At 68.7% G+C, this 26,127-nt stretch carries 24 protein-coding genes and 1 pseudogene; 12 read left to right on the top strand and 13 right to left on the bottom strand.

Annotation, left to right across the window (positions count from 1 at the left end; genetic code table 11):
• Window position 1: 1 nt before the first annotated feature.
• The 4 genes from GWK15_RS14950 to GWK15_RS26700 all read right to left on the bottom strand — a co-directional run bounded on the left by GWK15_RS14950 (window position 2) and on the right by GWK15_RS26700 (window position 4,504).
• Window positions 2–1,147 (bottom strand): restriction endonuclease subunit S, encoded by a 1,146-nt coding sequence (locus tag GWK15_RS14950; protein ID WP_168042158.1) that lies wholly within the window; start codon window positions 1,145–1,147, stop codon window positions 2–4.
• A complete protein-coding gene (locus GWK15_RS14945; RefSeq protein WP_168042157.1) occupies window positions 1,144–2,682 on the bottom strand; it encodes a type I restriction-modification system subunit M in 1,539 nt (512 codons plus the stop codon). The genes GWK15_RS14950 and GWK15_RS14945 overlap by 4 nt, the downstream gene beginning before the upstream one ends.
• A gap of 80 nt (window positions 2,683–2,762) precedes the next feature.
• Window positions 2,763–3,605 carry an NUDIX hydrolase gene (locus GWK15_RS14940; RefSeq protein ID WP_209442229.1) on the bottom strand — a complete coding sequence of 281 codons (843 nt, stop codon included), beginning with the start codon at window positions 3,603–3,605 and terminating at the stop codon, window positions 2,763–2,765.
• Window positions 3,606–3,775: 170 nt separating this feature from the next.
• A complete protein-coding gene (locus GWK15_RS26700; protein ID WP_168042156.1) occupies window positions 3,776–4,504 on the bottom strand; it encodes an endonuclease/exonuclease/phosphatase family protein in 729 nt (242 codons plus the stop codon).
• A gap of 495 nt (window positions 4,505–4,999) precedes the next feature.
• Here GWK15_RS26700 and GWK15_RS14930 point away from each other — a divergent pair, with 495 nt between their 5' ends.
• Complete coding sequence (locus GWK15_RS14930) at window positions 5,000–5,290, top strand: hypothetical protein (protein WP_168042155.1); 291 nt, start codon at window positions 5,000–5,002, stop codon at window positions 5,288–5,290.
• Between the two features lie 84 nt (window positions 5,291–5,374).
• Here GWK15_RS14930 and GWK15_RS14925 read toward each other — a convergent pair whose 3' ends face one another.
• The gene (locus GWK15_RS14925; protein ID WP_168042154.1) at window positions 5,375–5,998 is read right to left on the bottom strand and encodes a hypothetical protein; all 624 of its coding nucleotides are present in this window, start codon (window positions 5,996–5,998) and stop codon (window positions 5,375–5,377) included.
• Window positions 5,999–6,100: 102 nt separating this feature from the next.
• On the opposite strand from GWK15_RS14925, the gene GWK15_RS14920 reads away from it, so the two are divergent.
• The 9 genes and pseudogenes from GWK15_RS14920 (at window position 6,101) to GWK15_RS14885 (ending at window position 17,573) form a co-directional block, all read left to right on the top strand.
• Window positions 6,101–6,964 (top strand): WYL domain-containing protein, encoded by an 864-nt coding sequence (locus GWK15_RS14920; protein ID WP_168042153.1) that lies wholly within the window; start codon window positions 6,101–6,103, stop codon window positions 6,962–6,964.
• A 596-nt stretch (window positions 6,965–7,560) separates the two neighbouring features.
• A complete protein-coding gene (locus GWK15_RS14915; RefSeq protein ID WP_168042152.1) occupies window positions 7,561–8,208 on the top strand; it encodes a hypothetical protein in 648 nt (215 codons plus the stop codon).
• A gap of 209 nt (window positions 8,209–8,417) precedes the next feature.
• On the top strand, window positions 8,418–8,720 hold the full coding sequence (locus GWK15_RS14910; RefSeq protein WP_168042151.1) for a hypothetical protein: 303 nt from the start codon (window positions 8,418–8,420) through the stop codon (window positions 8,718–8,720).
• Window positions 8,721–9,188: 468 nt separating this feature from the next.
• Window positions 9,189–9,374 carry a helix-turn-helix domain-containing protein gene (locus GWK15_RS26585; RefSeq protein ID WP_168042150.1) on the top strand — a complete coding sequence of 62 codons (186 nt, stop codon included), beginning with the start codon at window positions 9,189–9,191 and terminating at the stop codon, window positions 9,372–9,374.
• Between the two features lie 128 nt (window positions 9,375–9,502).
• The gene (locus GWK15_RS14900; protein ID WP_168042149.1) at window positions 9,503–11,401 is read left to right on the top strand and encodes a site-specific integrase; all 1,899 of its coding nucleotides are present in this window, start codon (window positions 9,503–9,505) and stop codon (window positions 11,399–11,401) included.
• 62 nt (window positions 11,402–11,463) lie between these two features.
• The gene (locus GWK15_RS14895) at window positions 11,464–12,516 is read left to right on the top strand and encodes a site-specific integrase (protein ID WP_168042148.1); all 1,053 of its coding nucleotides are present in this window, start codon (window positions 11,464–11,466) and stop codon (window positions 12,514–12,516) included.
• Window positions 12,513–13,592, top strand: a pseudogene (locus GWK15_RS26000) (recombinase family protein); the annotation flags it as partial. The gene GWK15_RS14895 and the pseudogene GWK15_RS26000, both read left to right, overlap by 4 nt.
• Window positions 13,593–14,211: 619 nt before the next feature.
• Entirely contained in the window at window positions 14,212–16,995 is a 2,784-nt protein-coding gene (locus tag GWK15_RS25995; protein ID WP_245211684.1) for an ATP-dependent DNA helicase, read from the top strand.
• 65 nt (window positions 16,996–17,060) lie between these two features.
• A complete protein-coding gene (locus GWK15_RS14885) occupies window positions 17,061–17,573 on the top strand; it encodes a cupin domain-containing protein (RefSeq protein WP_168042146.1) in 513 nt (170 codons plus the stop codon).
• A gap of 49 nt (window positions 17,574–17,622) precedes the next feature.
• Here the strand turns inward: GWK15_RS14885 and GWK15_RS14880 are convergent, their stop codons facing one another.
• The 8 genes from GWK15_RS14880 to groES all read right to left on the bottom strand — a co-directional run bounded on the left by GWK15_RS14880 (window position 17,623) and on the right by groES (window position 25,210).
• The gene (locus GWK15_RS14880; RefSeq protein ID WP_168042145.1) at window positions 17,623–18,648 is read right to left on the bottom strand and encodes an AbrB family transcriptional regulator; all 1,026 of its coding nucleotides are present in this window, start codon (window positions 18,646–18,648) and stop codon (window positions 17,623–17,625) included.
• 189 nt (window positions 18,649–18,837) lie between these two features.
• On the bottom strand, window positions 18,838–19,578 hold the full coding sequence (locus GWK15_RS14875) for an enoyl-CoA hydratase-related protein (protein WP_168042144.1): 741 nt from the start codon (window positions 19,576–19,578) through the stop codon (window positions 18,838–18,840).
• The gene (locus tag GWK15_RS14870) at window positions 19,575–20,753 is read right to left on the bottom strand and encodes an amidohydrolase family protein (protein ID WP_168042143.1); all 1,179 of its coding nucleotides are present in this window, start codon (window positions 20,751–20,753) and stop codon (window positions 19,575–19,577) included. The genes GWK15_RS14875 and GWK15_RS14870 overlap by 4 nt, the downstream gene beginning before the upstream one ends.
• A complete protein-coding gene (locus GWK15_RS14865) occupies window positions 20,750–21,736 on the bottom strand; it encodes a threonine dehydratase (protein ID WP_338147262.1) in 987 nt (328 codons plus the stop codon). The genes GWK15_RS14870 and GWK15_RS14865 overlap by 4 nt, the downstream gene beginning before the upstream one ends.
• Window positions 21,733–21,936: a cold-shock protein gene (locus GWK15_RS14860; protein WP_168042142.1), complete on the bottom strand. Its 204-nt coding sequence runs from the start codon at window positions 21,934–21,936 to the stop codon at window positions 21,733–21,735. The genes GWK15_RS14865 and GWK15_RS14860 overlap by 4 nt, the downstream gene beginning before the upstream one ends.
• Window positions 21,937–22,116: 180 nt before the next feature.
• Window positions 22,117–23,094 carry a Bug family tripartite tricarboxylate transporter substrate binding protein gene (locus tag GWK15_RS14855; protein WP_168042141.1) on the bottom strand — a complete coding sequence of 326 codons (978 nt, stop codon included), beginning with the start codon at window positions 23,092–23,094 and terminating at the stop codon, window positions 22,117–22,119.
• Between the two features lie 106 nt (window positions 23,095–23,200).
• Complete coding sequence (gene groL, locus GWK15_RS14850) at window positions 23,201–24,844, bottom strand: chaperonin GroEL (RefSeq protein WP_168042140.1); 1,644 nt, start codon at window positions 24,842–24,844, stop codon at window positions 23,201–23,203.
• A 51-nt stretch (window positions 24,845–24,895) separates the two neighbouring features.
• Entirely contained in the window at window positions 24,896–25,210 is a 315-nt protein-coding gene (gene groES, locus GWK15_RS14845; protein ID WP_168042139.1) for a co-chaperone GroES, read from the bottom strand.
• Window positions 25,211–25,508: 298 nt separating this feature from the next.
• Between groES and GWK15_RS14840 the strand changes: the two genes are divergently transcribed.
• Both GWK15_RS14840 and GWK15_RS14835 read left to right on the top strand, forming a co-directional pair.
• Window positions 25,509–25,787 carry an usg protein gene (locus GWK15_RS14840; protein ID WP_168042138.1) on the top strand — a complete coding sequence of 93 codons (279 nt, stop codon included), beginning with the start codon at window positions 25,509–25,511 and terminating at the stop codon, window positions 25,785–25,787.
• A 74-nt stretch (window positions 25,788–25,861) separates the two neighbouring features.
• On the top strand, window positions 25,862–26,127 hold a 266-nt coding region (locus GWK15_RS14835; RefSeq protein WP_168042137.1), incomplete at its 3' end, for a transposase.

Below are 26,127 nucleotides of genomic sequence, written 5' to 3'. Positions count from 1 at the left end.
GCTAGAGTTCGCCCCGGAAGGCGCGGTGTTGGAGGGAGGTGAAAAGGGCGTCGAGCTCTGTGGCAGACCGGCGCTGTCGTTCCACGCTCTCATCCAACTCCGCGATGCGTTCGACATACAGAGCTTGCAGCGCCATGGGGGGAACGAAGAGACGGAGGGATCGAACGTCGTGCTGGTTGATGCTCGACTGGTTCACGGCGTTCTTTGCGGATGCCAGAATTTGCTGCTTGATGAAGGGTGATTGCAGAAACTGGATGACATACTCAGGAAGAACCCGCGCCCGATCGACGGATAACCGCATCATATTCGATTCGAATACGGTGCACTCGGGAAGCTCGGGCACAAGCGCGCTTTTCCCCAGGTACTCCAAGCTGTTCACGCGATTGATGAGAACGTCGCCCGGCCGCAATCCAAACAGCATCTGATCTTCCGATGAGATCCGGAGCCGCCGAAGCGATGCGAGCTTTGTGATGCGCCCATCGTAGAATGCGTCGATCCGAACGATAGGCGTCCCGCTCCCGTAATCGGACGACGGCTTATACAAGCCGTTCTGCGGCCCTTTGGTGATTAGCTCGCCGAGCGAGGCAGTGGGCCATTGTCTGGGATTGCCCGCTGGATCTCCGAACATCTCGACAAAGATCGCCCGTGCCATCCCGTCGAATTGCGTCAACGCCGCGCGCCGTTTCGCCCGCAGCGCGTCGGCCTGGTCGAGGATGGCGGCGATGCGGCGCTGATCGGGAAGGGAAGGCAACGCCAGCACCAGGCTTCGGAGAACTTCCGGATCAAGATGCGGGACCGTCGCACCCTTCGCCTTTTCCCGAAGATGGGATTGGCTTGCCCTAACGAAATGGCCGAGGAAGCCCGTATCCACGTTTCTCGATCGCGGCCGTAGGCGCGCAAGCGTGCTCCCGATCGCCCCGGACAGCCCGAAGTTTGACGTACCCGCGTTGGCGCCATCCCAGGCAATGATGATGTCCTCGGGAACAGCGTAGACCATGCCGCGTTCACTCGGCGCGTATTTGAGAACGGCTTCGGGCCTCAGATCGTCGATCTGCAAGAGCCTAACGGAACCGGGCGCTTCCTCCGCCAAGATCCGCGAAGGCTTGCGACCCTTCGCGATATCTACAAGTTCACCCAACGGGATCACGCCAGCATCCCCTCCAGCGCCTTCATCCCGTCGCGGATCTCATCCTCCAGCCGCATCAGATCGGCCAGGATCTCCTTCGGCGCCCGGTGCGCCACCTCCTCCCGCACCACCTCCTTGTAGCGGTTGATGGACAGGTCCCAGCCCGCCGCCGCGATCTCGGCCTTCGACACGCAAAAGCTCTGCGCCGTGCGCGGGCGCTCGCGTTCGGCGCCGTTGCGCGCCTGCCAGCGCGCCAGCGCGTCGGGCAGGTTGTTCCGCGCCTGCTCGGCCTGATCCAGCGAAGCCCGTGGCACGGGGCCGAGCTTCTCCTCCGGCAGCAGCGGCTGGCGCTTGTCGTCCAGGCTCCAGCCATCCGCCTGCATGTCGTAGAACCACACATCGCCCGTGCCGCCGCTATCCGTGCGGGTGAACAGCAGGATGGCGCAGGACACGCCGGCATAGGGGCGGAACACGCCCGACGGCAGTGAGACGATGCCGTCCAGCTTCTGCTCCTCCACGAGGATGCGCCGCAATTCCTTATGTGCCTTCGATGACCCGAACAGCACCCCGTCCGGCACGATCACCGCCGCGCGCCCGCCGGGCCGCAGAAGGCGCAGGAACAGTGCGAGGAACAGCAGCTCCGTCTTGCGCGTCTTGACGACGGCGGCCAGGTCCTTCGCCACGCTCTCGGCGTCCAGCGCGCCGGCGAAGGGCGGGTTGGCGAGCACCAGGGTGTAGCGCCCCGCATCCTCCGCATGGTCCTGCGCCAGGCTGTCGCGATACCGGATGTCCGGGTTCTCCACCCCGTGCAGCGCCATGTTCATGCTGCCGATGCGCAGCATGGTGCTGTCGAAGTCGAAGCCGTGGAACATGTGGTGGTTGAAATGCTCGCGCAGAGCGTCGTCACGCATCACCTGCGGGTGGTGCAGGCGGAGGTATTCGCTCGCCACCACCAGGAAGCCCGCGGTGCCGCAGGCCGGGTCCACGATCACGTCCTTCGGGCCCGGCGCGGTCATCTCGACCATCAGCTCGATGATGTGGCGCGGCGTGCGGAACTGCCCGTTCTGCCCGGCGGTCGCGATCTTGCCGAGCATGTATTCATAGAGGTCGCCCTTGGTGTCGCGGTCCTCCATGGGCACGTGGTCGATCATGTCCACCACCTTCGCCAGCAGGCCGGCTGTCGGGATGGTGAAGCGGGCGTCCTTCATGTGGTGGGAATAGGTGGACCCGTCCCCGCCCAGGGTGCGGAGGAAGGGGAAGACGTGCTCGGCCACCACGCTGTGCATCTCGGCCGGCGCCATGTGCTTGAAGCGGGACCAGCGGAGGTCGTCATAGGCGCGGCCGCGGCTATCCTTGCCCTCGGGGAAGACGCGCTTCTCCATGGGTCGGTTCAGCCGGGCGGATTTGCGTTCCTCGAGCGTGTGCAGCTCGTCCAGGCGACGGATGAAGAGGAGGTAGGTGATCTGCTCGATGACCTCGAGCGGGTTGGAGATGCCGCCGGTCCAGAAGGCGTTCCAGATGGCATCGACCTGGTTGCGGATGTCGCCTGTGAGCATTTCGGTTCCTGTTGGTGCCGGCGGCTCGGTGCTTGGACCGGGTAGCCGGCGAGTTCATCTATTCTTGAGGGGGATCGGTCTTACTGACCAGAGGTTTCGTCGCGTCCGGCGCTTCTGGCATGACAGGCAGCGCGCGCAGCCGCGAGTACTGCGAGGTCCCGCTCCCGGCCCTTGGCGTTCGTGGTCTGGGCGATGAGGTCGGCGGCCTCGTCGAATGTCGCCCAGCGGATCGAGGCAGTCTCCTTGTCGAACTTCCCTGGAGCACCGGCCGGCACCATCAGGAAGTAGCGGTTCACCGTGGTACCGCCGGCAAAGCTACCTGGCAGGGGCCTGGTGATCTTGGCCTTGTAGCCGGTCTCCTCCTTCACCTCGCGGAGGGCGACCTGTTCCGGCGTCTCGGGCTTGTCTTTGTCGGGCTGACCCTTCGGGAAGGTCCACACATAGCCGTCGAAGTGCCTGGCTGGCTCGCGCAACAGCACGCGGTTTTCAGCATCGAGGACGACGCCGCCATAGGCCACCTTGAGGCCGTCGGTCGACACCTCGGCGGCCTTCGGCACCGAGGACACGGACGCAGATTTCGAGGCCTCGTCCGCCTTCAGGCCGAACAGGACATCCCAGACCTTGCCGTAGGTTGCCGCACGGGTCTTTCCCTGCCGCTTCGCTACCTCGTCCTTGAAGTTCCCGTACTCGATGCTCATCGCGATATTGGCGAGAGCAACAGCGACGTCTCCCCGCGGCGCCCGCGCGCGATAGCGGTAGTCGGTACCAGCATGCTCCTTGGTCGGACCCAGGCTCGGGAGGAACTCGGACCGCAAGCGATCAAGGTCACCTGCGACCCGGGCGCGCACGGTGAGGCTGCCTTCTGCCTTGTCACCTGGCTTCTGGACGACACTGAAGAAACCGAAGGACGTGATCAGCCACATTGCCTTTTCTTTCCTTCCACTGGCCGCGCAGTCGGCTCGGTTGTCTTTCCATCGTTGTCAGCCCAACGGCAGCACGACCTCATTTCGCCGGCATCGCAGCCGCGAAGCATCCGGGTCGCACAAAGTGTAACGCTCGGGGCTACGCGACGAACTGAGGGAACGCGTGGACATTATCGGGAGCCGGCACGCCGCAGCTGAATGTGCAGCCCGAAGTGATCACTCAGTGGACGGCCGGATGGGCCCACGTTCGAGAGACTGCGAACGAACGCCACTTCCAGGTCCAGTGAATGGTGCAGGTGATCGATCGAGGCCTTTCGAAGAGGCTCAATGGCCCCTTCCGTCGCGCACCGAAGGGACGATGGAAACGCCGCCTGCAATTCCCGATGAACCTCTACCGGCGTGTACCGCCGCGGCAGGCGTTGGTTGTAATCGCCGAGGACCAAGGTCGCCCGCGATGGGTCTTCGGATCTCAGCATCCTCCCGAGCCCCGCTACGAATTGGCGGTGCTCATCCCAGGGGCGCCTATCACGCCGTCCCGAACGAACATGCGCTTGGGCCCAAGGAATACAGATGCCGTGGACCCGAATGGTTCCAGCCCGCGTCTCGGTCGTCGCGGAGACATACCTGCCTGGCGGAAGTTCGTGGTCCCCGACCGCATCGATGTTGCGCCACGGCGCCCGGCTCCACAGCATCACCTTCAAGCGGCCATCGCCATTCGGATACCCATAGTTCGCCGACGCGACAGCTGTGTGCGGGAGATCAAGGAAATCAGGATGACCCTCCGTGATGCAGACGAGGTCAGGTTCACATTCCTCAATTCGAGCCCTTAACTCGCGCCCGTCTCGAGAGTGACGATCACGAAATTCAATGTTCCAAAGAACGATGCTAAGGGCAGTCATTCGTAGATCGCATTCCGCAGGTTGAGTGGGGCTGACACGCCGCAGGCCCAAAACGCGCTCCAGATGTCATCGACCTGATTACGGATTTCGTCCGTGGGCATTTCGGTGCCTGTTGGGGCCGAGGTCCGGGTGCTTGGCTGGCCCTCCCCCCCGGCGATGTCATGCATGTTTGTGAGACGGCGAACATTCGCGCCAGAGCTTTTGCGGCCAGGGTCAGGAGATGCCCGACGCCCAGGCCGCGTTGTGGGTGGCGAGGCAACCATGGCGGACGAAGCGGTTGAATGGCCGCGCGCATCCGTATAGGTTTGCAAGGCGCCGATTTGATCGACGCAGTCAGTGAGTGTCGAAATCTGCCGGTATGACTTCGACCTCACCGCCATACGATGGCGGCACGGCTTGGCAAGGCAACGTTCACCCGTCGGCAGGGGGAACACTCCGCCTGAACTGCATGGTGCAGTTGGCAGACAAAGGAGCCTTGCTTTGAGCATTCTTTTGATGTCCCGCTTCAAGCCCTCGCGTGGTGGACACGCGCCGGGCGACCTGCGCGATGCCTTCTTCGAGCTTCTCGATCGCTTTGAGGATTGGGAAGAGGGCGACCCTGCGCCGACCATCGAACTCCGCGGCAATACGCTTACGGCGGCTGCGCTTTGCGGCCTGCTTTGGAATTGCACGGACATCCTCCCCTACGGCCACCGGGAACTTCTATCGGACGCCGGGTTCGAAGGTCGCGGCACGTTCGGCTGCGCCGCGCGCTGGCTCCGGCAGGAGTACTGGCCCGCGTCGTAAAGGACGACGCGGCCCGGCTTCGATAGGCTGAGAGTTGGGGCGGCGGATCCCGGGGGCTGCTGGGACCCGCCGCCCTCCCCCTGGTCAGACGCCCGTGCGGGCGGCCTGGCCAAGCTGGTGCAGTCGCCGCAGTTCGGCGTCGCGATCCCGTTCGAGGATCCCCATGGTCCGCTCGCATTCGCGCATCGTGGCGTCCGTGCAGGAGGCGCGCGCCGCGGCGATACGCTCGTCGTAGCTGCGGCGGATTTCGGCCGCGCGGACGGCGTAGTCCTCCGGCGTGCTCGGAGGGGTGGTGGGCACGCCGGGAACTGCCCCATCCGCGCGCGGCAGAGAGACCATCACGCTTCCCGGGTAGCTTCCGGCGGCCCCGGAGGCCGCGTCGATGGCGATGCCGATCAGCCCGCCGATTAGGATGTTCCCCGCCGTCATCGGCTGGAAATCCGAACCAACGGCGGCGGTGCCGACGCCATGCCCCGGCCGCGTGCAACGCACGTCGATCGCGCGCATGGACTTGCTGACCGAGACGCTGCCCGGCGTCGGGTTGACGATGCCGACCGTCTCGCCGCCGCGGATCAGGGTGCAGGATGCACCTGGCGGGTCGGTGACGACCGAGATGGTGGACGTGGTGCCGGTGGTTATTGTGGCGCAGGCCGGCACGGTCAGCGCGAGGAGCAGCGGCGCCAGGAGGCGCCTCAGGGGGAGAGGCATCGGACTGGAGTTTCCCGGTTGAGGTGGTCTGGGCGCCGCCTCGCGGCACGAATAGAAACTATGCTTGTTGTGCCGACACGTCAACATAGTTTCTATGTGCATATGGATCCCAACTCGCCGCCCCCTCCCACCGACATGCGCCATGGTGCTCGCGCACGGCTGCGCTTCCTGGACGAGCAGGCGTTCTGGGAAGGCCGGGTGAACCGGGCGGACCTGATGGAGCGCTTCGGCGTCTCAGTCCCGCAGGCGACGGCCGATCTCGGGAAGTATCAAGAGCTGGCGCCAGGCAATCTGCTCTACGACCGGCACGCCAAGGCATATTTGACGACCGATGGCTTCCAACCAGTTTTTGGGACGCCATCGGCCGAGGCGTGGCTCCACCGTCAGGCAACTGGCGTTCCGGGCCAGAATTTCGCGGTCGAGGTACTGCCGATGCCCCGGCGTGAACTGAATGCGTGGCTGGTGCGGCGCGTCGCAGGCGCCCTGCGCAGGCGGCGTTCTCTCGAGATCCTGTACCAGACCATGGAGGCGGAGGAGCCGGACCCGACCTGGCGATGGGTGACGCCGCTCGCCATCGCCTCGGATGGCCTCCGCTGGCACATGCGGGGTTTCAACCATGCCGCTGAGCGGCACGAGGACATGGTTTTTCCGCGCATGCTGGAGATCCGGGGAGAGCGCGCAGCCGAACCAGTACCGCGCGACGAGGATTGGGAAACACTGGTCTCCGTGCACATCCGGCCATCGCAGGACCTGAGCCCGAGCCAGCAGCGGGCGGTCGCCGCCGACTTTCAGATGCAGGACGGCATCGTCGAGGTGCCGGTGCGCGCCGCGATGCTCTTCAACTTCCTGCGGCGGATGCGGCTGGATCGCGGAGGCAGGCTGATCGAGCTCGCCAACGAGGCCGACGTGAAGAAGGTTCTGCGGAGCGTGAGCACACGCTACTCGCGCACAGGTGAGTTCTTCTGACAGGCAGCCAATTCGGCAACTGTACTCGGATTAATGCAGACCGGGAGCATGGCCAACGAGCGCCTCAGGGCGCTTCGCGACGGCCGTCGAAAATCGACAGGTTCTTCCAGCAACATTCCCGTGCCGACTGCCATGCGGCGCCGTACGTCCGACGCGCTCTGTGCCCTGCCATGGGCACACGGCCGGACGGCGTGGTCGGTTTCAGACGGCAGCGCGCCGAACGAACGGGAACTGTGGGACTGGTGGCATTCACCCAAAGGGCACCGCTGACGCTCGATGCCCAAGGCCACCCGGGGGTGCAGGCAGCCCTCGTGAAGAAGCGAGCGTGCCGCGTGTCCGCCTCCAGGGGCACGCGGGCCCAGGGCGACGGGCCGGCTCCGCCGGAACAGATCGCGAGGGCAGGCGGGACCATCCGGCGCTTCGGCGCGGGACTGGTCCCGCTTTGCCCGAAGCTCCGAGCCTCACCACCAGAACAGGGACTTACTACTCATAGTTGAGCGGACGCGATTTTGCTTCGGTTTCGGGACGATCTATTGCGGCCTTCGCGCGTTTGATCTTCACCTTCTCCCTGCTTCACCCCCGCCGATGAGACACGGATGACCTCGACGCCCGACTACGACCTGCTGGCTGTCACCTACCTCGGCGCGCAGCAGGCCGGTCCGCGCCTGCGCGATCTGGCCTTCCTGGTCGCGAAGTATCGGTCGACCAACGAGACGCCAGGCCGGCGCAGCGCTCGCAAGGCGGACCTCAACGCGGTCGCCGGTGCCGCCGGGCGCCTCCAAGCGGCGCTGGGGAAGATCGATCTCCGCTCGCAGGTGGAGGCCCTCCAGTTGGGCGTCGAAAGGCGCGACGAGCTCGCTCGCGACGCCGCGTCCCTGGCGTCCCAAGCCTCGAAGGCTCCGGCCGAGGTCAGCCAGCACCAGTACCAAACGCGCCTGACCGAACTGCACCGTCTGGAGAACCTGCTTGCGACGGTCACGCTTGGGTTCGGAGCGCTCGCTGACCAGCAAGCGGTGGCGACGGGTGGCGGGCGTCCCGAACGGCACGATGCGCTTGTGATGGGCCTCGAGTGGCTCCTGGGCCTCTGGAAGCAGTACCGGTCGGACGCGCCAACCATGAGCGAGAACGCGAAGGGCTTTGGCGCATTCGCGTTGGAGATGCTCGCGAACGACGCCGTCGGTTTTTCGGCCGGGACCGTCCGCGGAGGCGTGGTTGAGATCCTGAAGTCCACGGGCAGTCGCTGAACAGGTCGCACCACCATCCCGGCCCCTTAAGAACTGCACTGTATTAAGAGGGCATATGCCTAATATTATTGTGATTTCTGCGGATTTTTCGCCGTAATTATTTGATTTATTCAAAGGGGTGACAATATAGCGGAAGCGGGCGGATATCCTCCCGCTTGATTGGCGGCGCATGAGCAGCCGCCAAGCCAATCCTCGTGAAATTGGAGCACATGATGACCGAGCAATCGGAGCCGGGCGCGCCTGCGCGCCTGGATTGGCTCGAGCTGTCCGAAGACCTCCAGGCTGTCGTCGACGCCTCGCGTGACGTCGCGACGGCGGTAGACCGCCTCACGGCGGAACACGACCGCCTGGGCGGGACGAACGACGCGCGCCAGCTGCAGGAGGCGTTGGACAACGCGAACCAAAACCTGGCGAGCGCGGCAGACGCCCTGGATCGCGCAACGCGGCGGCTGTCCGAAAAGGCCGTCGCGATCGTCGGCTTGGCCCTCGATGCGGAGCACGGGCGAATGTAGCCCGCCACTATGACCAAGACCCCGTCGGAGCAATCCGGCGGGGTCTTTCGTTTTCCTGCTTGGTTGGCGCGCCTGGAGCGACGGAGCGGAGGAGCCCAGGCCGCCGGCCGCAGTCCGCGTCGAAAATCGGGAGGTTTTCCGAGTAGCGCGTTCTCGCACGCGTCCGACCATGCCGTTACTCGGCTTGATCGCCATGAGCGGTCGCCGCACCCCGTCATGCCAGAGCGCCAGCCACCGGAACACGCCGGCGACGAAGGCGTTGCCGGGGACCGGTGCTGATCGCGAGCAGGGTCACGCGCTCGCCTCCCACGAACCTCCCGGTTGCGAAGACTTCACACGGTGGTTTGCCCTCGTCGACGCGCTGGCGGACGATGCGGTGCGCCGCTCCTGGGAAGGGGCCCGTTCTGTCCCCCAGCCAAGCTCCGCTGCGACGATGGCGAGCGCCACGCGGCACAAGGGTCGCCCGTCGTGACAGACGACAAGGAGCCGCTCCTCCTAACCGCGCCAGAGGTCGCGCAGATCTTCGGCATCGGCGTCCGCACGCTGTGGAACTGGGAACGGGACGGGATCCTGCGGCCCGCCACGCGCATCTGTGGCCGCCGCTACTACGCGCGCGCCGACGTCGAGCGCCTGATCCGCTCAGGGTGGCTGTGAAAGCATTGCGTTTCCAACGGCTTCGTACGTCCCCTGCGAAAGGGTCGGCCGTTGATCTCCTGCATGATGGGTGGGCCGCGCCGAAGAACTACCGGCTGTTTCCTGTTCGCCAAAAATGGATACCCACGATGAACAAGATGACCCCGCCCGCCGCGATGATCGCGGCCAACGCTAAGCCCTCCGCTGCCTCGCGCATCGCACCGCCCCTCAGCGCGCTCGCCGTCGCCGGCCGCAAGGCGACCCGCGCCTGCAAGCGCATCGGCAAGGCCGGGCTGCCGGCGATCCCCGGGCTGATCGACAGCTGGGACGACCTCACGCCCTCCCGCCGCCGCGACCTCCGCACGGCGGTCACCATGCTCGGGCGCGCCGCCGGCACGGACCTCGGCGCGATACCGTTCACCGTGGATAACGTCCGCGCCATCCTCTCGGCGACGACGCCCGCGGCCTGCGGCGTCAGCGACACGACCTTCAAGGCCTACCGCGGCTGGATCGCCTACCTTCTCAAGCGCCTCGGCCTGATGGAGGAGCGCCGCCGCAGCGCCGCCGACCTGCTGCCGTCCTGGGAGCCGCTGATCGCGGCGATGTCCGACGACAAGGGCTGGATCCGCCTGCGGGCCTTTGTCCGGTATTGCTCGGCGCACGGCATCGTGCCCGCGGCGGTGAGCGATGCAACGGTGGGCTGCTATCGGGAACACCTCCGACAGCGCGACATCCGGGGCACCGCTCACGCGACGATCCGCCGCGTCGTCAGCGCCTGGAACAAGGCCACCGCGACCGTGCAGGGCTGGCCCGCGCATCGCCTCTCCGCGCCCCTTGTCGAGCCGCGACAGTATTCCCTGCCGCTCGAGGCGCTCCCGGCTTCGCTGCGGGCGGATATCGAGGCGTTCCGCCAGCGGCTGTCGGGCGCCAACCGCAAGGGGCTGTTCCAGCATGACGGGCTGCGCCGCCCGCTGCGTCCGCGCTCGGTGCAGACGCGCATGGTCGCCCTGCGCCTCGCCATCGCCGGCCTGGTCCACTCTGGCTTTCCCGTCGAGCGCATCACCGCCCTCGCCGTGCTGCTTGAGCGCGACAACCTCCAGACCCTGCTGAACTGGCACCATCAACGTGGGGGCGGGAAGGTCGGCGCGCAGCTTGGCATCATGGGTGCGACGCTCGCGATCCTGGCGCGCCACCACGTCAAGCTCCCGACGGATCGTCTCGGCCCGGTCCTCGAGGATCTCAAGGAGGTTCGCCCGCCCAAGCAGCGCTTCATGACGGCCAAGAATGAACGGCGCCTCAGCCAGTTCTCGGACCCGGACAATCTCGGCGCGTTCCTTCATCTGCCGAACACGCTGTTCAGCCTGGCCGAGCGCATCCGCGACGGCACCCCCGAGCATCCCGGCGTCGAGGCCCGACCGCCATGCCCGCGCGAGGCGGCCTGGCTCGCCGCCATCGCGCTCGCCATCGAACTCGAATTCTGCTGCCCGCTGCGGCTGAGCAACCTTGCGTCGCTCCGCATGGGCCAGCACCTGCTCCGGCTCGGCCGCGATCGCGAGAAGGTCACGCACCTGATGATCGCCGGCGAGGAGACGAAGAACTCGGATCCCATCCGCTGGCCGGTCAGCGCGGCGCTCGCGAGGGCGCTGGATCGCTACGTCACGGGCTTCCGCCCCCACAGCGGGCCCGGCTCCTCCTCCGACTGGCTCTTCCCGCATCGCGACCGCGCGGACGCCCATCGCGACCCGGGCGGCCTCGCCAAGGCGATCGTCGACGCGGTCCATCGTCACGCCGGGGCCAAGGTGAACGTCCACCTGTTTCGCGCCTTCTGCGGCTCGCTGGTGCTGGAGGAGACGCCCGAGGCGATCGGTGACCTGCAGCTCCTGCTCGGCCACAGGACCATGGAAGTCAGCATGATCTTCTACCGCTCCCGCAAGACCGACCGCGCCGCAGAGCGTCTCGCGGGCATCATTGAGCGGCGCCGCAAGGAGACGCGCGCTCTGGTGCTCGGCAAACAGGTCCGTAGCCGGATCCGCCGGAGGAAAACGTGAGGGGCCCGCGCCTCAGTCTGCCCTTCCCGGCGTGGCCGGCGGAGGACCGGCGTCTCTGGGAGATGCGGACCACACCGTCGGCAGGGCTGTTCGGCCCCAACCGCCTTGCGCGTCGCCTGCGCCCGGCGACGCTGCGCAAGGCCTTCCAGGACTACGGCGTCTGGCTCGGGTTCCTCGCGCGGCACGATCTCCTCGATCCCGGCACGGCGCCGGCCGTCCGGGCAACGCCGGCGCATCTCGACGACTTCATCGAGGACCAGCGCGCGCGGGGGAACCGCAACACCACCATCCGGGCTCGCCTTTCCGGCCTGCGCATCGCGCTGCGGCTGATCGCGCCGGAGGCGGATACGCGCTTCATGGTCCGCCCGCACGGCATCCCGCTCCGCCGCTGGCTGCCGGAGCAGCCCCGCGCCCGCCCTTACCTTCACCTGCGCGAGATCGCCGATCGCGCACAGGCGCATTTCCGGGCTGGGCTCTCTGGGCGCGGCTATGCCAACGGCGCCTGCGCCATCCGCGACGCCGCCCTTATGGGCATGCTCGCCATGCGCGGGCCGCGCATCGCCTCCGTCGCCAGCATGGCGATCGGCAAGGATATCCAGCGCCAGGCAGACCGCTGGGTGATCAGGCTGCCGCCCGAACATGTGAAGACCCAGGTGCCGATCACCTGGCCGGTGCCGGATGAGATGAGCGAGATGCTCGACGTCTACGTCGAGGTGGTCCGGCCCAAGCTTGCCGGCGCGGCACCGACCGATGCCTTCTGGATCGGGGCGGGCGGTACGCCGCTGACGACGCGCGGATTGACGGACGCCGTCCGGCGCCGCAGCCGAGAATGGTTCGGCTGGTCCTTCGGGCCGCATGCCTGCCGCCGCTTCATCACCACGACGGTCGCGACCGAAGCACCGGAACTGCTTCCCGAGGCCGCCGCCATGCTCGGCCATGGCGCCGAGGTCCAGATGAAGAACTACAATGAGGCCAAGGCAGACGCTGCCGCACGGCGCTATGCTGACCTGATCGAACGTCTGCGTCAGGAAACGGAAATCCTGGCGGCGAGGAGGTACGGGTGGGATCGGATCGGCCGCGGCGGACGGCAGCGCCAGGGACGGGGCAGCCGATGAGCCTCCGGGTCGCCATCTACGCGCGCTTCAGCTCGGAACTGCAGAACGCCGGATCCATCGAGGACCAGGTGCACCATTGTCTGGCGTATGCGGAGGGGCAGGGCTGGACCGTCGTAGAGACTTTCACCGACGCCGCGATCTCCGGCGCCACCACCCTTCGCCCCGGGTACCAGGCCCTGCTGGCCGCCATGCGGGCCGGAGACGTCGACGCCGTCCTCGCCTGGAGCCAGGACCGCTTCTCGCGCGACCTGGAGCACGTGGCCGCGTTCGACAAGCAGGCGCGCTTCCTGGGCGTGCAAATGCATACGGTCACCGAAGGCGAGATCGACCCGCTCAAGCTCGGGGTGAAGGGCATCTTCAACGCCCAGACGCTCGTCGACATCGGGAAGCATACGCGGCGAGGGGAGGCGAAGCGTGTCCGTCTGGGACGCAGTTTCGGCCGCGTACCCTACGGGTATCGCATGATCCGCCGCCTCGGTCCCGACGGCGAGCCTGAACGTGGCCTGCGCGAGCCCGACCCGATTACCGCCCCCGTGGTTCGGCGGGTCTTCGAGGCATATTGCGCCGGGCGCAGCCCGCGCGCGATCGCACGGCAATTGAATGCAGAGGGCGTCCCTGGCCCGGACGGCGCGCCTTGGAACGACGCGACGATCCGCGGCCGACCGAAGCGCGGCGATGGCATCCTGAGAAACCCGATCTACGTCGGCCGCCTGGTCTGGGGACGCCACAAGAAGCTCCGCGAACCGGTCGCCGGCCGCAAGGTGCTGCGCATGGCTGACCCAGAGAACATCATCGAATGTGCGGTGCCCGAGTTGCGCATCATCGATGAGGCGCTTTGGGAGAAGGCGCAGGCTCGCCTCATGGCCGAGGCGGCGCCTGTCTCCGCGGAAAGCCGCCCGGCCTTCTGGGAACGCCGCCGGCCTCGGCACCTGCTCAGCGAGAAGGTCGTCTGCGGCTGCTGCGGCCGGACCTTCACTTCGCTCGGCAAGGACTACCTCGGCTGCTCCGCGGCGCGAAACGGCCACGGCTGCCGCAATACGCGGCGGCTCCGGCGGCCCCAGCTCGAGGCGCAGGTGCTCGAGGCGCTCGCTGCCCGGCTGATGCATCCCGAACTGGTCAAGCGGTTCTGCGCCTCGTTCATCACGGCCTGGAACAAGCGCCGCGCGGAGGCCGCCGGCGCGAGCGCCGGACGGGAGCAGGAGCTACGCGCCGTGGAGCGCAAGCTCGCGAACCTCGTCGACGCCATCGCGGACGGGCTGAAGGCACCTGACCTTCAGCAGAAGCTCGACGAGTTGCGGGCGCGTCGCGACGCCTTGCAGGCCGAGATCGGGCGCGAGATGCCGCCCGCGCCAGCGCTGCACCCGAACATCGCCGAGGTTTACGCCTCGCAGGTCGCCCGCCTCCGGGAGGCGCTCGACGCAGAGGGCAACCCCGCCGCGCTCGAGGCCGCCCGGGCACTGATCGACCGGGTGATCGTCTCCCCCGGCGACGGGCCCGATGACCCGCCGGGAATTGAGTTGGTCGGCCGGCTGATGCAGATGCTTCAGGCGGCAGATGCTTTCAGGCCCGGGGAAGTGGACACCGCCAGCGATATCGTTGCCTCTATGTCCACATGTTCGGCAAAAGAGGAGATAGGGGCAGGTTCCCCTCCCCCGACCTTCACGCCAGCGCCGCCCACGCCTGCTAGGGTGCGCCATGGCCACCGCTCCGCGACTCCTCCTGCCCGACGTGCCGTCGCTCGTCGCGGGCTTCGGCCGTGCCGTCCTGCTGACGACGGATGGCGAGATCGAGGTCCTCGACACCCAGGCTGCGGCGAAGGCGGTGCGCGACACCGCGCCGCTGCTCGTCCACGCGCCGGCGACGGCGCGCCGTCTCGGCCTGCCGGACTTCGACGCCGCGCACGACCTGCTGGAGCTCTTCGCCTTCTGCCGCCCGGCGGAACCCTGCGCACCGACGCCGCGCGGCCTCGCCCTCGCGCTCGACCTGCCGCAGCCGGCCGATGAGGAATCGGCGGTCGCGCTGCTGCCGGACATCGCGACACATCTCCTCCAGCACCTCGCCGACACGCGCGAAGCCCCGCGCAACCGCGATGCCGCCGCGCTCGCCGCGCGCATGGGCGAGGCGGGCTGGCCCTGGGCGCCCTCGGTCCTGGCAGCCCTCGGCGACCCCAAGGCCAAGCCCGACGCCCGCGCCTACAAGGTCTGGCGACGCCTCCCGGAATGGGAGGACAACGCGCCACCGACCCCGGCGGCCTCCTTCCCGGTGGAACCGGCCGAGGCCCGCCGGCGCCTGGCCGAGATCCTCGGCCCCGGCGCGGAACAACGTCCCCAGCAGGCCGACTACGCCTCCGCCGCCGCCGGCGCCTTCCAGCCTCGTGCCTATCCGGGCGCGCCTGCCGTGGTGCTCGCCGAGGCCGGCACCGGCACGGGCAAAACGCTCGGCTATGTCGCCCCCGCCAGCCTCTGGGCCGAGAAGAACGGCGCCCCGGTCTGGATCAGCACCTTCACCCGCAACCTGCAGCGCCAGATCGACCAGGAGACCGCGCGGCTTTTCCCCGACCCCGAGGAACGCCGCCGCCGCGTCGTCCTGCGCAAGGGGCGCGAGAACTACCTCTGCCTGCTGAACCTCGACGACCTCACCGCGGCGATCCCGGCCCCGCACCTCGCCGTCGCGCTCGGCCTGGTCGCGCGCTGGGCGCTGGCGACACGCGACGGGGACCTGCTCGGCGGCGATTTCCCCGGCTGGATCGCGGAGCTGTTTGGCCCCTCCGCCGTACTGCCGCTCGCGGACCGTCGCGGCGAATGCATCCATTCCGCCTGCCCGCACTACAAGGCCTGCTTCGTCGAGCACTCGATCCGCCGCGCCAAGACCGCCGAGATCGTCGTCGCCAACCACGCCCTCGTCATGGTCCAGGCCGCCCTCGGCGGCGGGGAGGACGGCCCGCCGCTGCGCCTGGTCTTCGACGAGGGCCACCACCTCTTTGACGCCGCCGATTCCGCCTTCTCCGCGGATCTCTCCGGCGCCGAGATGGCCGAGATGCGCCGCTGGCTGCTGGGTGCCGAGGGCGGCCGGTCCCGAGCCCGCGGCCTGCGCCGGCGGCTCGAGGAACTGATCGGCGACCGCCCCGACCTCGACGCGCAGCTCGACGCCGCGCTGCAGGCCGCCCGCGCCCTGCCGGTCCATGGCTGGCCGTCGCGGCTCGGTGGCAGCACCCCCGCGCGCCCCGACGAAACCCCCAATGCCGGCGAGACCTTCCTCCGCGCCGTGCGCGAACAGGTCCTCGCCCGCACGCAGGACAGCCGGGACGCCGGACTCTACGATTCCGAATGCGACCTCTTCCCGGTCGCCGAGGCGCTGCCACCGGCCGCGGAAGCCCTCGCCCGCGCTTTGTCGCGCCTGGAGGAACCCGCCCGCGCCCTGCGCGACCGCCTCGCCGCGCGGCTCGAGGAAGAGGCCGAGGAACTCGAGGTCGGCGACCGCATCCGCATCGAGGCCGCCTGCCGTGCCCTCGAACGCCGCGTCCTGATGCCCTGCCAAGCCTGGCAGGGGATGCTCGCCACCATCCAGGGCGATCCACCTGAACCCGGCATGCGGCCGACCTTCGTCGACTGGCTCTCCCTCGAACGCCGCGGCGGCGCGGACACGGACGCGGGCATGCACCGCCATCACCTCGACCCGACCGAGCCCTTCGCCCGCGCCGTCGCCGCCCCCGCCCATGGCGTGCTGATCACCTCCGCGACCCTGCGCGACGAGGCCGAGGCCGACGACGACCCCGAGACCGCCTGGCACGAGGCCGAGGCCCGCACGGGTGCGAGCCACCTGCCGATCCCCGCGATCCGCGCCGCCGTCCCCTCCCCCTTCGACTACGCGTCCCGCACCCGCTGCCTCGTCGTCACCGATGTCGCGCGGGAAAACCCGGGGCAGATCGCCGCCGCCTTCCAGGCACTGTTCATGGCGGCCGGCGGCGGTGGCCTCGGCCTCTTCACCGCCATCCGCCGCCTGCGGGAAATCCATACCCGCATCGCCGGCCCGCTCGAACAGGCCGGAATCCCGCTCTACGCCCAGCACGTCGACGCGATGGACAACGCCACCCTGGTCGATGTCTTCCGCGCGGAGGAACATGCCTGCCTGCTCGGCACCGATGCGATGCGGGACGGCGTGGACGTGCCGGGCCGCGCGCTGCGCCTGCTGGTCTTCGACCGCGTGCCCTGGCCGCGCCCGACCATCCTGCACCGTGAACGGCGCCTGCACCTCTCGGGCGGGCGGCCCAAGGACTACGACGACCGCGTCGCCCGGCACCGCCTGCGCCAGGCCTTCGGCCGACTGATCCGCCGCGCCGACGACAAGGGCGTCTTCGTCATGCTCGACGCGCGCTGCCCGTCCCGCCTGCTGCACGGGCTGCCGCCCGGCGTGCTGATCCGTCGCCTCGGCCTCGCCCAGGCGGTCGCGGAAACCCGCGCCTTCCTCGCCGAACCCTGACCCCTTCCGTCCGTGCCCGCCCGGGAGCATTGTTTGCCCCGAACCGAGGCGGGAGGAGAAAGCCCATGCCCATGACGCTCGATGACTTCGTGCAGCGCGCCCGCGCCGCGCTGAAGGGCCACCCCGGCGCCGAAGGCCGCCAGATGGTCTGCGACCTGGTGCGCGAGGCCCTGAAGGACCCCGCCTTCGTCGCCGCCAACATCAACGACAAGACGCCCGAGCGGCAGGTCCTCTACGAGGATCCGGAACTCGGCTTCACCGTCCTCGCCCATGCTTATCACGACGCCAAGACCTCGGGCCCGCACGACCACGGCCCGTCCTGGGCGATCTACGGCCAGGCCGCCGGCGAGACGATCATGACCGACTGGGAGTGCCTCGCCCGCCCGAGCGAAGGCACGCCCGGCAAGGCGAAGCGCATCCGCGACTACGCGATGAAGCCCGGCGATGCGTATCTGTACGAGCCCGGCATCCTGCACTCCCCGCGCCGCGACGGCCCGACGCGCCTGCTGCGCATCGAGGGGATGAACATGGATCGCGTGAAGCGCCTGCCCTACCAGCCGGTCGACGCGGCCGCCTGATCCGCAGCGGGGGTGGGCCGAGCCCTCCCCCGCGGCTCCACGCCGCCGGTCATTCCTTCCCCTGCCGCCCATGCAGCAGGCGGAAGGCCGGCGGCGTCAGCACGGTGACGAGGAAGATCCGCGTTACGTGCAGCGTCACGATCAGCGCGACGTCGAGGCCCAGCACCTTCCCCGTCAGGCTCATCTCCGCCACGCCCCCGGGCGCGGTGCCGAGGATCATTGCTCCCATCGGCTCGTGGAACAGCCAGGACAGCAGCACCGCCGCGGTCGCGCAGCCGGCCATCAGCAGCAGCACCTGGCTCACGGCATGCGGGAGGAAACGGCGTAGCGGGCGGATGCTCTCCCGCCCGAAGGCCGCACCGAGGCTCGTGCCCAGCACCACCTGCGCCGCCGCCGTCAGCCAGGGCGGCAATCCGGACAGCGTGATGCCCGAGGCCGTCACCGCCGCCGTCACCGCGAGCGGCCCCAGCATCCATCCCGCCCGGACGCCGACCCGGACCAGCAGCATCGCCGCGGCCAGCCCGCCGGCGAATTGCAGTGCCAGGACCCAGGGCACGAAGGGCAGGATCGTCGCCGCCTGCGGCACATCCCCCCGCAGGCCGAGCAGCGCGAAGATGTTGGGCACCAGCACCACCACCGAGCAGACCCGCAGCAGCTGCGCCAACGCCACCGGCCCCGGCCGCCCGCCATAGACCTCGGCCAGCATCGCCATGTCCGCAACACCGCCGGGAATGGAGGCGAACCAGGCCGTCGCCATGTCCACCTTGGCGCGGCGCGCGAGGATCGGCGCCAGCGCCGCCCCGATGGCAAGGGTGATGAAGGCCGCCAGCAGCAGCACCGGTGCCTTGGCCATGAGCACCGCCGCCGTCGCGGGCGTGAAGTACAGGCCGAGCGCGATGCCGATGATGCCCAGGAAGACGTTGCGCAGCTGCGGATGGCCTTCCGCCGGCGCCCCCGCGATGCGGGCCGCGGCGACCGCCACCAGCGCCCCGATCAGCCAGGGCAGGGGTAGGTGCAGCCAGGCGAAGACCGCGCCGCCGACACCGCCCAACGCCAGGCCGAAGGCGACGCGCAAGGCCCTCGCCGCGGTCACCGGCGGCGGACCACGCGGCGGAGATGAGACTTGTGAATGCGAGACGCTCCTGCGTGGGGACCCGGCGGCCCATGGTGGCACGCAAGTCTCACGCCAAGAACATGACGCTTCCTGACCCGACGCGGCCTGGCATCATTCGCGAAGACCCTTCGCGTCCACGGAGCGGATCCGTCACCGCCGCGCCGCGGCGACCTTCGCCCGATAGGCTTCCACCCGCGCCTTCAGCCCCGGCCGCGCCACCGATCGCGCCAGCGCCGCCAGGTCCCCCGCATCATCCGCATGCCGCGTGCGCCCATGCAGCGCCGCGACCGTCGTGGCATCGAGCCGCGTCGCGGCCGCATGCACGGCCCCGATCGCGCCGTCGACCGCGTCCTCCTCGATCACCGCGGTCGCGAGGCCCAGTTCCAGCGCCCGCTGTGCCTCGATTGCCTGCCCGGCGAGCAGCACCTGCCGCGCCGCGGTGTCGCCCACCAGCCCGGCCAGGCGCCCGGTCCCCAGCACCAGCCCGAAGGCCGGCCCGGGAAAGGCGAAGGACGACCCACGCAGCGCGATGCGATGGTCGCAGACGGCGAACAGGTCCGCCCCGGCCCCGAACACTCGCCCGCCCGCCACGGCGACCGTCGTCACCGGCAGCGCATGGATCTTTTGCAGCAGCAACTCGATGCGCAGGATCCGCAGCGCCAGGTCGCCATCGCTGATGGCTTCGAGATCCGCAAGGTCGAGCCCGGTGCAGAAATTCCGCCCGCGCCCGCGCAGCACGATCAGCCGCACGCCGTCTGCGAGCACCGCGTCGATGCCGGCATCCAGCGCGTCCACGATCTCGGCGCCGAGCGCATTGCCGCGCTCCGGCCGCGCGAGCCAAAGCGTCGCCGTCTCCGCGGCGCGCTCCACGACAACGGAGGCCTCGGTCACGCCAGCAGCGCCCCGTCGCGCGCGACGACGCGCCCGCCCGAGACGACGAGTTTCCGCACCGGCCGCGCCACCACCGCTTCGGCAAGGCTGCGTGCCTCCACCAGCACCAGGTCCGCGCGCGCGCCGGACGCCAGCCCGTAATCCGCGAAGCCGCATCCCTTGGCCCCGGCCGCGCTCACGCAGTCGAAGGCGATCGCGACCTCGTCGTCGCGACGGAAGTTGTTGCGCAGACCGATGAGCATCGCGCGCTCGAGCATGTCGGGCGACCCATACGGCGTCCAGGTGTCGCGGATGCCGTCATTCCCCCCGAAGATCGTCACCCCCGCCGCGCGGCAGGGGGCGACGAGCGGCACGGGCCGCGAGGCCGGCGCCGTCGTCGCGATGCCGACGCCCAGAGCCGCCATCCGCGCCAGCAGTGCATCGCGATCGCGCTCGGGAATGTCGCCCAGGCAGAAGGCGTGGCTGACGACGACCTGCCCTTCCATCCCAAGCGCGCGCGTGCGCTCGAGGATCAGGTCGAGCGAGAAGGCCCCCATCGTCCCCGGCTCGTGCAGGTGAATGTCGACCGGCTTGCCGTGCTTCTCGGCCAGGCCGAACACGACATCGAGGTGCTTCACCGGATCGCGCTCGATCGCGCAGGGATCGAGCCCGCCGACGATGTCCGCCCCCATCGCGAGCGCCGCATCCAGCAGGCTTTCCGTCCCCTGCCGCCCGAGGATGCCCGATTGCGGGAAGGCGACGACCTGGATCTCCTGCAGTCCGCGCATCGCCTCGCGCGTCTGCAGCACGCGCTCGACATGCGTCGTGCCGCCGGACGTGTCCACATCCACATGGCTGCGGATGCGCGTCGTCCCCGCCGCGAGGAAGGCCTTCGCCATCGCGAGCGACGCCGCGCCCGCATCATGCCCCGTGCGCGCACGCCATTCGCGCTCGGTGTCGATCTTGTCCTCGATGCGCGGCCCGACCTCGTTCACCAGCCAGTCCGGCAAATGGAAGGTCGTCTTGTCGAGGTGCGTGTGCCCCTCGACGAAGGCGGGCAGCAGCAGCATCCCCCGCCCGTCCTCCTCGGGCGTGCCGGCGGGCGCGGGCCCGGCGGCGATGCGCCCGCCCACCACCAGGACATCGGTCGCCGTCCCGCCCATCGGGCGGACGTTGCGCAGCAGAAGGTCGGTCATGCTCTCCCCAGCACCCAATCGCCGAACAGGTCGAGGTCGATGTTGCCGCCCGACAGCACCAGGCCGACGCGCTTGCCGCGCATCGCCTCGCGTTCCTGCAGCATCGCGGCCAGCGCGGCGGCGCCGGCGCCCTCGGCCAGGTTGTGCGTGTCCTGCCACAGCGCGCGGATCGCCGCGGCGACCTCATCGTCCGTGACGGTCACGATGCGTGCCGCGCCACCGCGGATGATCTCGAAGGCCTGCGGATCCGGCACGCGTGTCGCCATCCCGTCGGCACGCGTCTCGGCGCGGTTGGTCGTCACCACGTGCCCCGCCGCGAGAGAGAGGGCATAGGACGGCGCGCCCGTGCTCTGCACGCCGATGATCTCGGTGGTGAGGCCCAGCAGGTCGCGCGCCAGGATGCAGCCGCAGATGCCCGAGCCCATGCCGATCGGCACGTACAGCGCATCGAGCGGCGGGCTGCCGCGGAAGAATTCCAATGCATATGTCGCGACGCCGAGCACCAGGTCGCGTGCGAAGGAGGGCGCGAATTCCAGCCCCTCGACAGCCGCAAGCCGCGCAGCTTCCTCCCGCGCCGCATCGAAATCCTCGCCATGCTCGACGAGCCGCGCCCCGAAGGCGCGCATCGCCGCGTTCTTCTCGGCGCTGTTGCCGTGCGGGACGAGGATGGTGACGGCGACACCCTGCTGCCGGCCCGCATAGGCGAGCGACTGGCCGTGATTGCCACGCGTCGCGCTGATCACGCCCGCGACCCGTGGTCGCTCGCGATTGAGGCGTTCCATGTAGACGAGGCCGCCGCGCACCTTGAAGGCGCCGGTCGGCGTGTGGTTCTCGTGCTTGACCCAGACCTCGGCGCCGCTGCGCGCCGAAAGCAGCGGCCACGCCAGCTGGGGCGTCGCCGCGAAGGTCCGGTGGACGAGGCGCGCCGCCGCCTCCAGTTCCTCGAGCGTGAACATCGGGGACGCGGCGCGCGGAAGCCTCAAACCGGCTTCAGGTTCACCGCGGCGGCCTTGCCGCGCTCGGTCGCCACGTCGTAGCTGACCTTCTGGTTCTCGTTCAGCCCGGTCAGGCCGGCCTTCTGCACGGCGGTGATGTGGACGAACACGTCCTTGCCGCCATCCTGCGGGACGATGAAGCCGAAGCCCTTCGTCGCGTTGAACCACTTCACGGTGCCGATCGCCATGCGATCCCCTCCTTGTCGCCGCGGGCGCGATGTTCGCGACCGCCATGTCGCAACCGGACCCGGGATCGGCTTGGAGGCGACCGGGTCTCCGGAGGCACGGCAAGGCGAGGCAAGGAACAGCTCGACCTTTCGATCTGACGCAGATTGCGCCGGGGGCGTCAACAAAACCGTGCGACCGGATCATTCCACCCGGATGCCGAGCTCCGGAATCGTGCGCCCCCAGAAGGCGTGCTCGTCGCGCACCTGCGCGATGAAGGCCTCGGTCGAAACGGGTGCTGCGAGCGGCTCCAGGCCATCGCGCCCGAGCTTCTCGTGGAAGGCCGGCATGGCCGCGATCTCGGCGACCGCGGCGCGCAGCGCCGCGACCGGCTCGGCCGGCGTGCCGGGCGGGAAGAAGGCACCGTGCCAGCCGGTCACGGCATATCCGGGCAGCCCCTGCTCGGCGACCGTCGGCACGTCGGGGAAGGTCGGGGAACGGCGCGCGCCGGTCACGGCGATCGGGCGAAGCTGCCCCTCGCGCACCAGCGGGATCGCGGGAGGCGGGGAGGAGATGTTGAACTGCACCGTCCCGTTCACCGCATCCATCAGCGCCGGAGAGGTGCCGCGATACGCGACGTCGGACAGCTCGATGCCGGCCATGCGCGCGAGAAGCTTGCCCGCCAGGTGGTTGTTCCCGCCATTGCCGGAATGGCTGAAGGTCACCTCGCCCGGCTTGGCGCGCGCCTGCGCGATCAGCTCCTGCAGGTTGGTCACCGGCCAGCGCGGATTGCCCACCAGGATGTACTGGTAGTTCGCCAGGATGCCGACCGGGATCAGCACGCGCGCGGGATCCTCGCGCTCCGGCGTGCGGTAGACATGCGGGTTGATGACGATGTTCGAGGACACCGCATAGAGGAAGGTGAAGCCGTCGCCGCGCGCGCGCACCGCGGCGAGCGTGCCGATCGACCCGCCGGCGCCGCCGCGATTGTCCACCACCACCGTCTGGCCGATCTTCTGCGACAGGATCTGCGCGAACTCACGCCCGACGATGTCGGTCCCGCCGCCCGCGGCATAGGGCACGATCATGGTGACCGGCCGGTTCGGCCGCCAGCCGCCCTGCGCGCGGGCAAGGGCAGGCGCGAGGAGCGCGGGTGCGAGCAGGATATGGCGGCGCTTCATGGGCGTTTCCCCGGACAGGCAGATTTCGCCGCCCCATAGCACACCGGAACGAAAAAGGGGCAGTCCCGTAGGACTGCCCCCTCTCGGTCTCCCGATCCGCGAAGGATCAGAAGTCCATGCCGCCCATGCCGCCCATGTCGCCACCGCCGGCCGGGGCCGCGGCCGGCTTCGCCGGACGCTCGGCGACCATCGCCTCGGTGGTGATCAGCAGCGAGGACACCGAAGCGGCGTCCTGCAGGGCCGTGCGCACGACCTTGGTCGGGTCGATGATGCCGGCGGCGACCAGGTCCTTGTACTCGTCCGACTGCGCGTCGTAGCCGAACTCGTACTTGTCGGTGCGGAGCACCTCACCCGCGACCACGGCGCCGTCCTTGCCGGCGTTCTCCGAGATCTGGCGGATCGGCGCCTGGATCGCGCGGCGCACGATCTCGATGCCGACCTGCTGGTCGTTGTTGTCGGCCTTCAGGCCGGCCAGCTTCTGGGAGGCGCGCAGCAGGGCCACGCCGCCGCCCGGGACGATGCCTTCCTCGACCGCGGCGCGGGTCGCATGCAGCGCGTCGTCGACGCGGTCCTTGCGCTCCTTCACCTCGACCTCGGTCGAGCCGCCGACGCGGATCACCGCGACGCCGCCCGCGAGCTTCGCCAGGCGCTCCTGCAGCTTCTCACGGTCGTAGTCCGAGGTGGTCTCCTCGATCTGCGCCTTGATCTGCTCGCAACGGCCCTTGATGTCGTCCTTCTTGCCGGCACCCTCGACGATCGTGGTGTTCTCCTTCTCGATCCGCACCTTCTTGGCGCGGCCGAGCATGGCGAGCGTCACGGTCTCGAGCTTGATGCCGAGGTCCTCGGAGATGACTTCGCCGCCCGTCAGGATCGCGATGTCCTCGAGCATCGCCTTGCGGCGATCGCCGAAGCCCGGCGCCTTCACGGCAGCGATCTTGAGGCCGCCGCGCAGCTTGTTGACCACCAGGGTGGCCAGCGCCTCGCCCTCGACGTCCTCGGCGACGATCACCAGCGGACGGCCCGACTGCACCACCGCCTCGAGCAGCGGGAGCATCGGCTGCAGCTGGGACAGCTTCTTCTCGTGGATCAGGATGTAGGGGTCATCCATCTCCGCGATCATCTTCTCCGCATTCGTGATGAAGTACGGGGAGACGTAGCCGCGGTCGAACTGCATGCCCTCGACGACGTCGAGCTCGGTCTGGATGCTCTTCGCTTCCTCGACCGTGATGACGCCCTCGTTGCCGACCTTCTCCATCGCCTGGGCGATCATCTCGCCGATCTCGGTCTCGCCGTTGGCGGAGATGGAGCCGACCTGCGCGACCTCGGCGGAGGTCGTGATCTTCTTGGTCTTGGACTCGAGTTCCTTGACCACCTCGGCGACGGCCTTGTCGATGCCGCGCTTGAGGTCCATCGGGTTCATGCCGGCGGCAACCGCCTTCGCACCCTCGCGCACGATGGCCTGGGCCAGCACGGTCGCGGTGGTGGTGCCGTCGCCGGCCAGGTCGTTCGTCTTCGAGGCCACTTCGCGCACCATCTGGGCGCCCATGTTCTCGAACTTGTCGGCCAGCTCGATTTCCTTGGCGACCGTCACGCCGTCCTTAGTGATGCGCGGGGCACCGAAGGACTTGTCGATGACGACGTTGCGGCCCTTCGGGCCCAGCGTCACCTTCACGGCGTCGGCCAGGATGTCCACGCCGCGGATCATACGCTCGCGGGCGGAGGCGCCGAACTTCACGTCCTTAGCAGCCATGTGTCTCTACCTCTGGAATTCTGTGTTGATCGGGGAAGCGGAAGCGGCGCCTCAGGCGGCCTTCTTCGCCTCGGCGGTGCCCTCGAGGATGCCCATGATGTCGCTCTCCTTCATGATGAGGAGCTCCTCGCCATCGAGCTTCACCTCGGTGCCCGACCACTTGCCGAACAGGATGCGGTCGCCGGCCTTCACGTCGAGCGGGCGAACCTCGCCCTTCTCGTTGATGGTGCCCGCGCCGACGGCGACGACTTCGCCTTCCTGCGGCTTTTCCTTCGCGGTGTCGGGGATGATGATGCCGCCGCGGGTCTTCTCTTCAGCCTCGATACGGCGGACGAGAACGCGGTCGTGCAGGGGACGGAACTTCATGAAGCTATCCTCTCCTGAGCCTCGGAATGAGACGGCTCGCCCTGGGAAGCCTGGCCGGTTGCCGGAACACCCCGGCCGTTAGCACTCCCCCCAGAGGAGTGCCAGCGATCTAAGCCCCGGCTCCGGCGGCGTCAAGCGTTCGGCAGCACTCGTCGAACGCGAGTGCTAATAGATTGATATTATAAGATTTTTCTTGCCATGCGCTGCACCGCACATGTCATCCTGATGACGGCGAGCGACCCGTCAGAGGCCCCGCCCGCCTGAAACCGCACGGCGCCACCGCACAGGGAAAGGCAGAATGACGGTGCTGCAGGGACTGGAACCGATCCTCCGATTCCGCGACTGGCGGATGACCACCGCCGAGTTGCTCTACCACATGCCGGACCACCCCCACGTCCTGCAGAGCTACGTCTGGCAGAAGATCGACCACGCGCCGGAATTCCCGGAACTGAACCGCTTCCTGGATTTCTGGCAGCGCGAGATCGACGGCCCGCTGCATTCCGTCCGGGTCGCCTGCACCGCGCTGACCCGCCCGGCGGAACTGCGCTACGCCAACGGGGTCTTCACCCTGCACTAGGCTCCAAACCCAATCAGTTCTCGCTGCGGCGCGGTGGGGTGTGATTCAAGCTGCTGGGTAGCGGAGCTTGGATCATGTCGGGTGAGTTCTGGCTTACAGACCGGCAGTGGGCGGCACTGGCGCCGCTGCTGCCGACGAACCAGCCTGGCGCGCGGCGGGTGGACGACCGGCGCGTCATCAGCGGCATCGTCCATATGCTCAGGAACGGCGGGCGCTGGCAGGACTGCCCGGCCTGCTACGGTCCGTCGACCACGATCTACAACCGCTACCATCGGTGGTCGGGCCGCGGCATCTGGGCTGGCATGCTGGCCGCGCTCGTCGAGGCGACGCCGGGCGGGTT

The sequence above is a fragment of the Neoroseomonas oryzicola genome, assembly GCF_012163135.1.
In the GTDB taxonomy this organism is placed as follows: Bacteria; Pseudomonadota; Alphaproteobacteria; order Acetobacterales; family Acetobacteraceae; genus Neoroseomonas; species Neoroseomonas oryzicola.
This window is presented reverse-complemented; position numbering and strand designations above follow the sequence as displayed.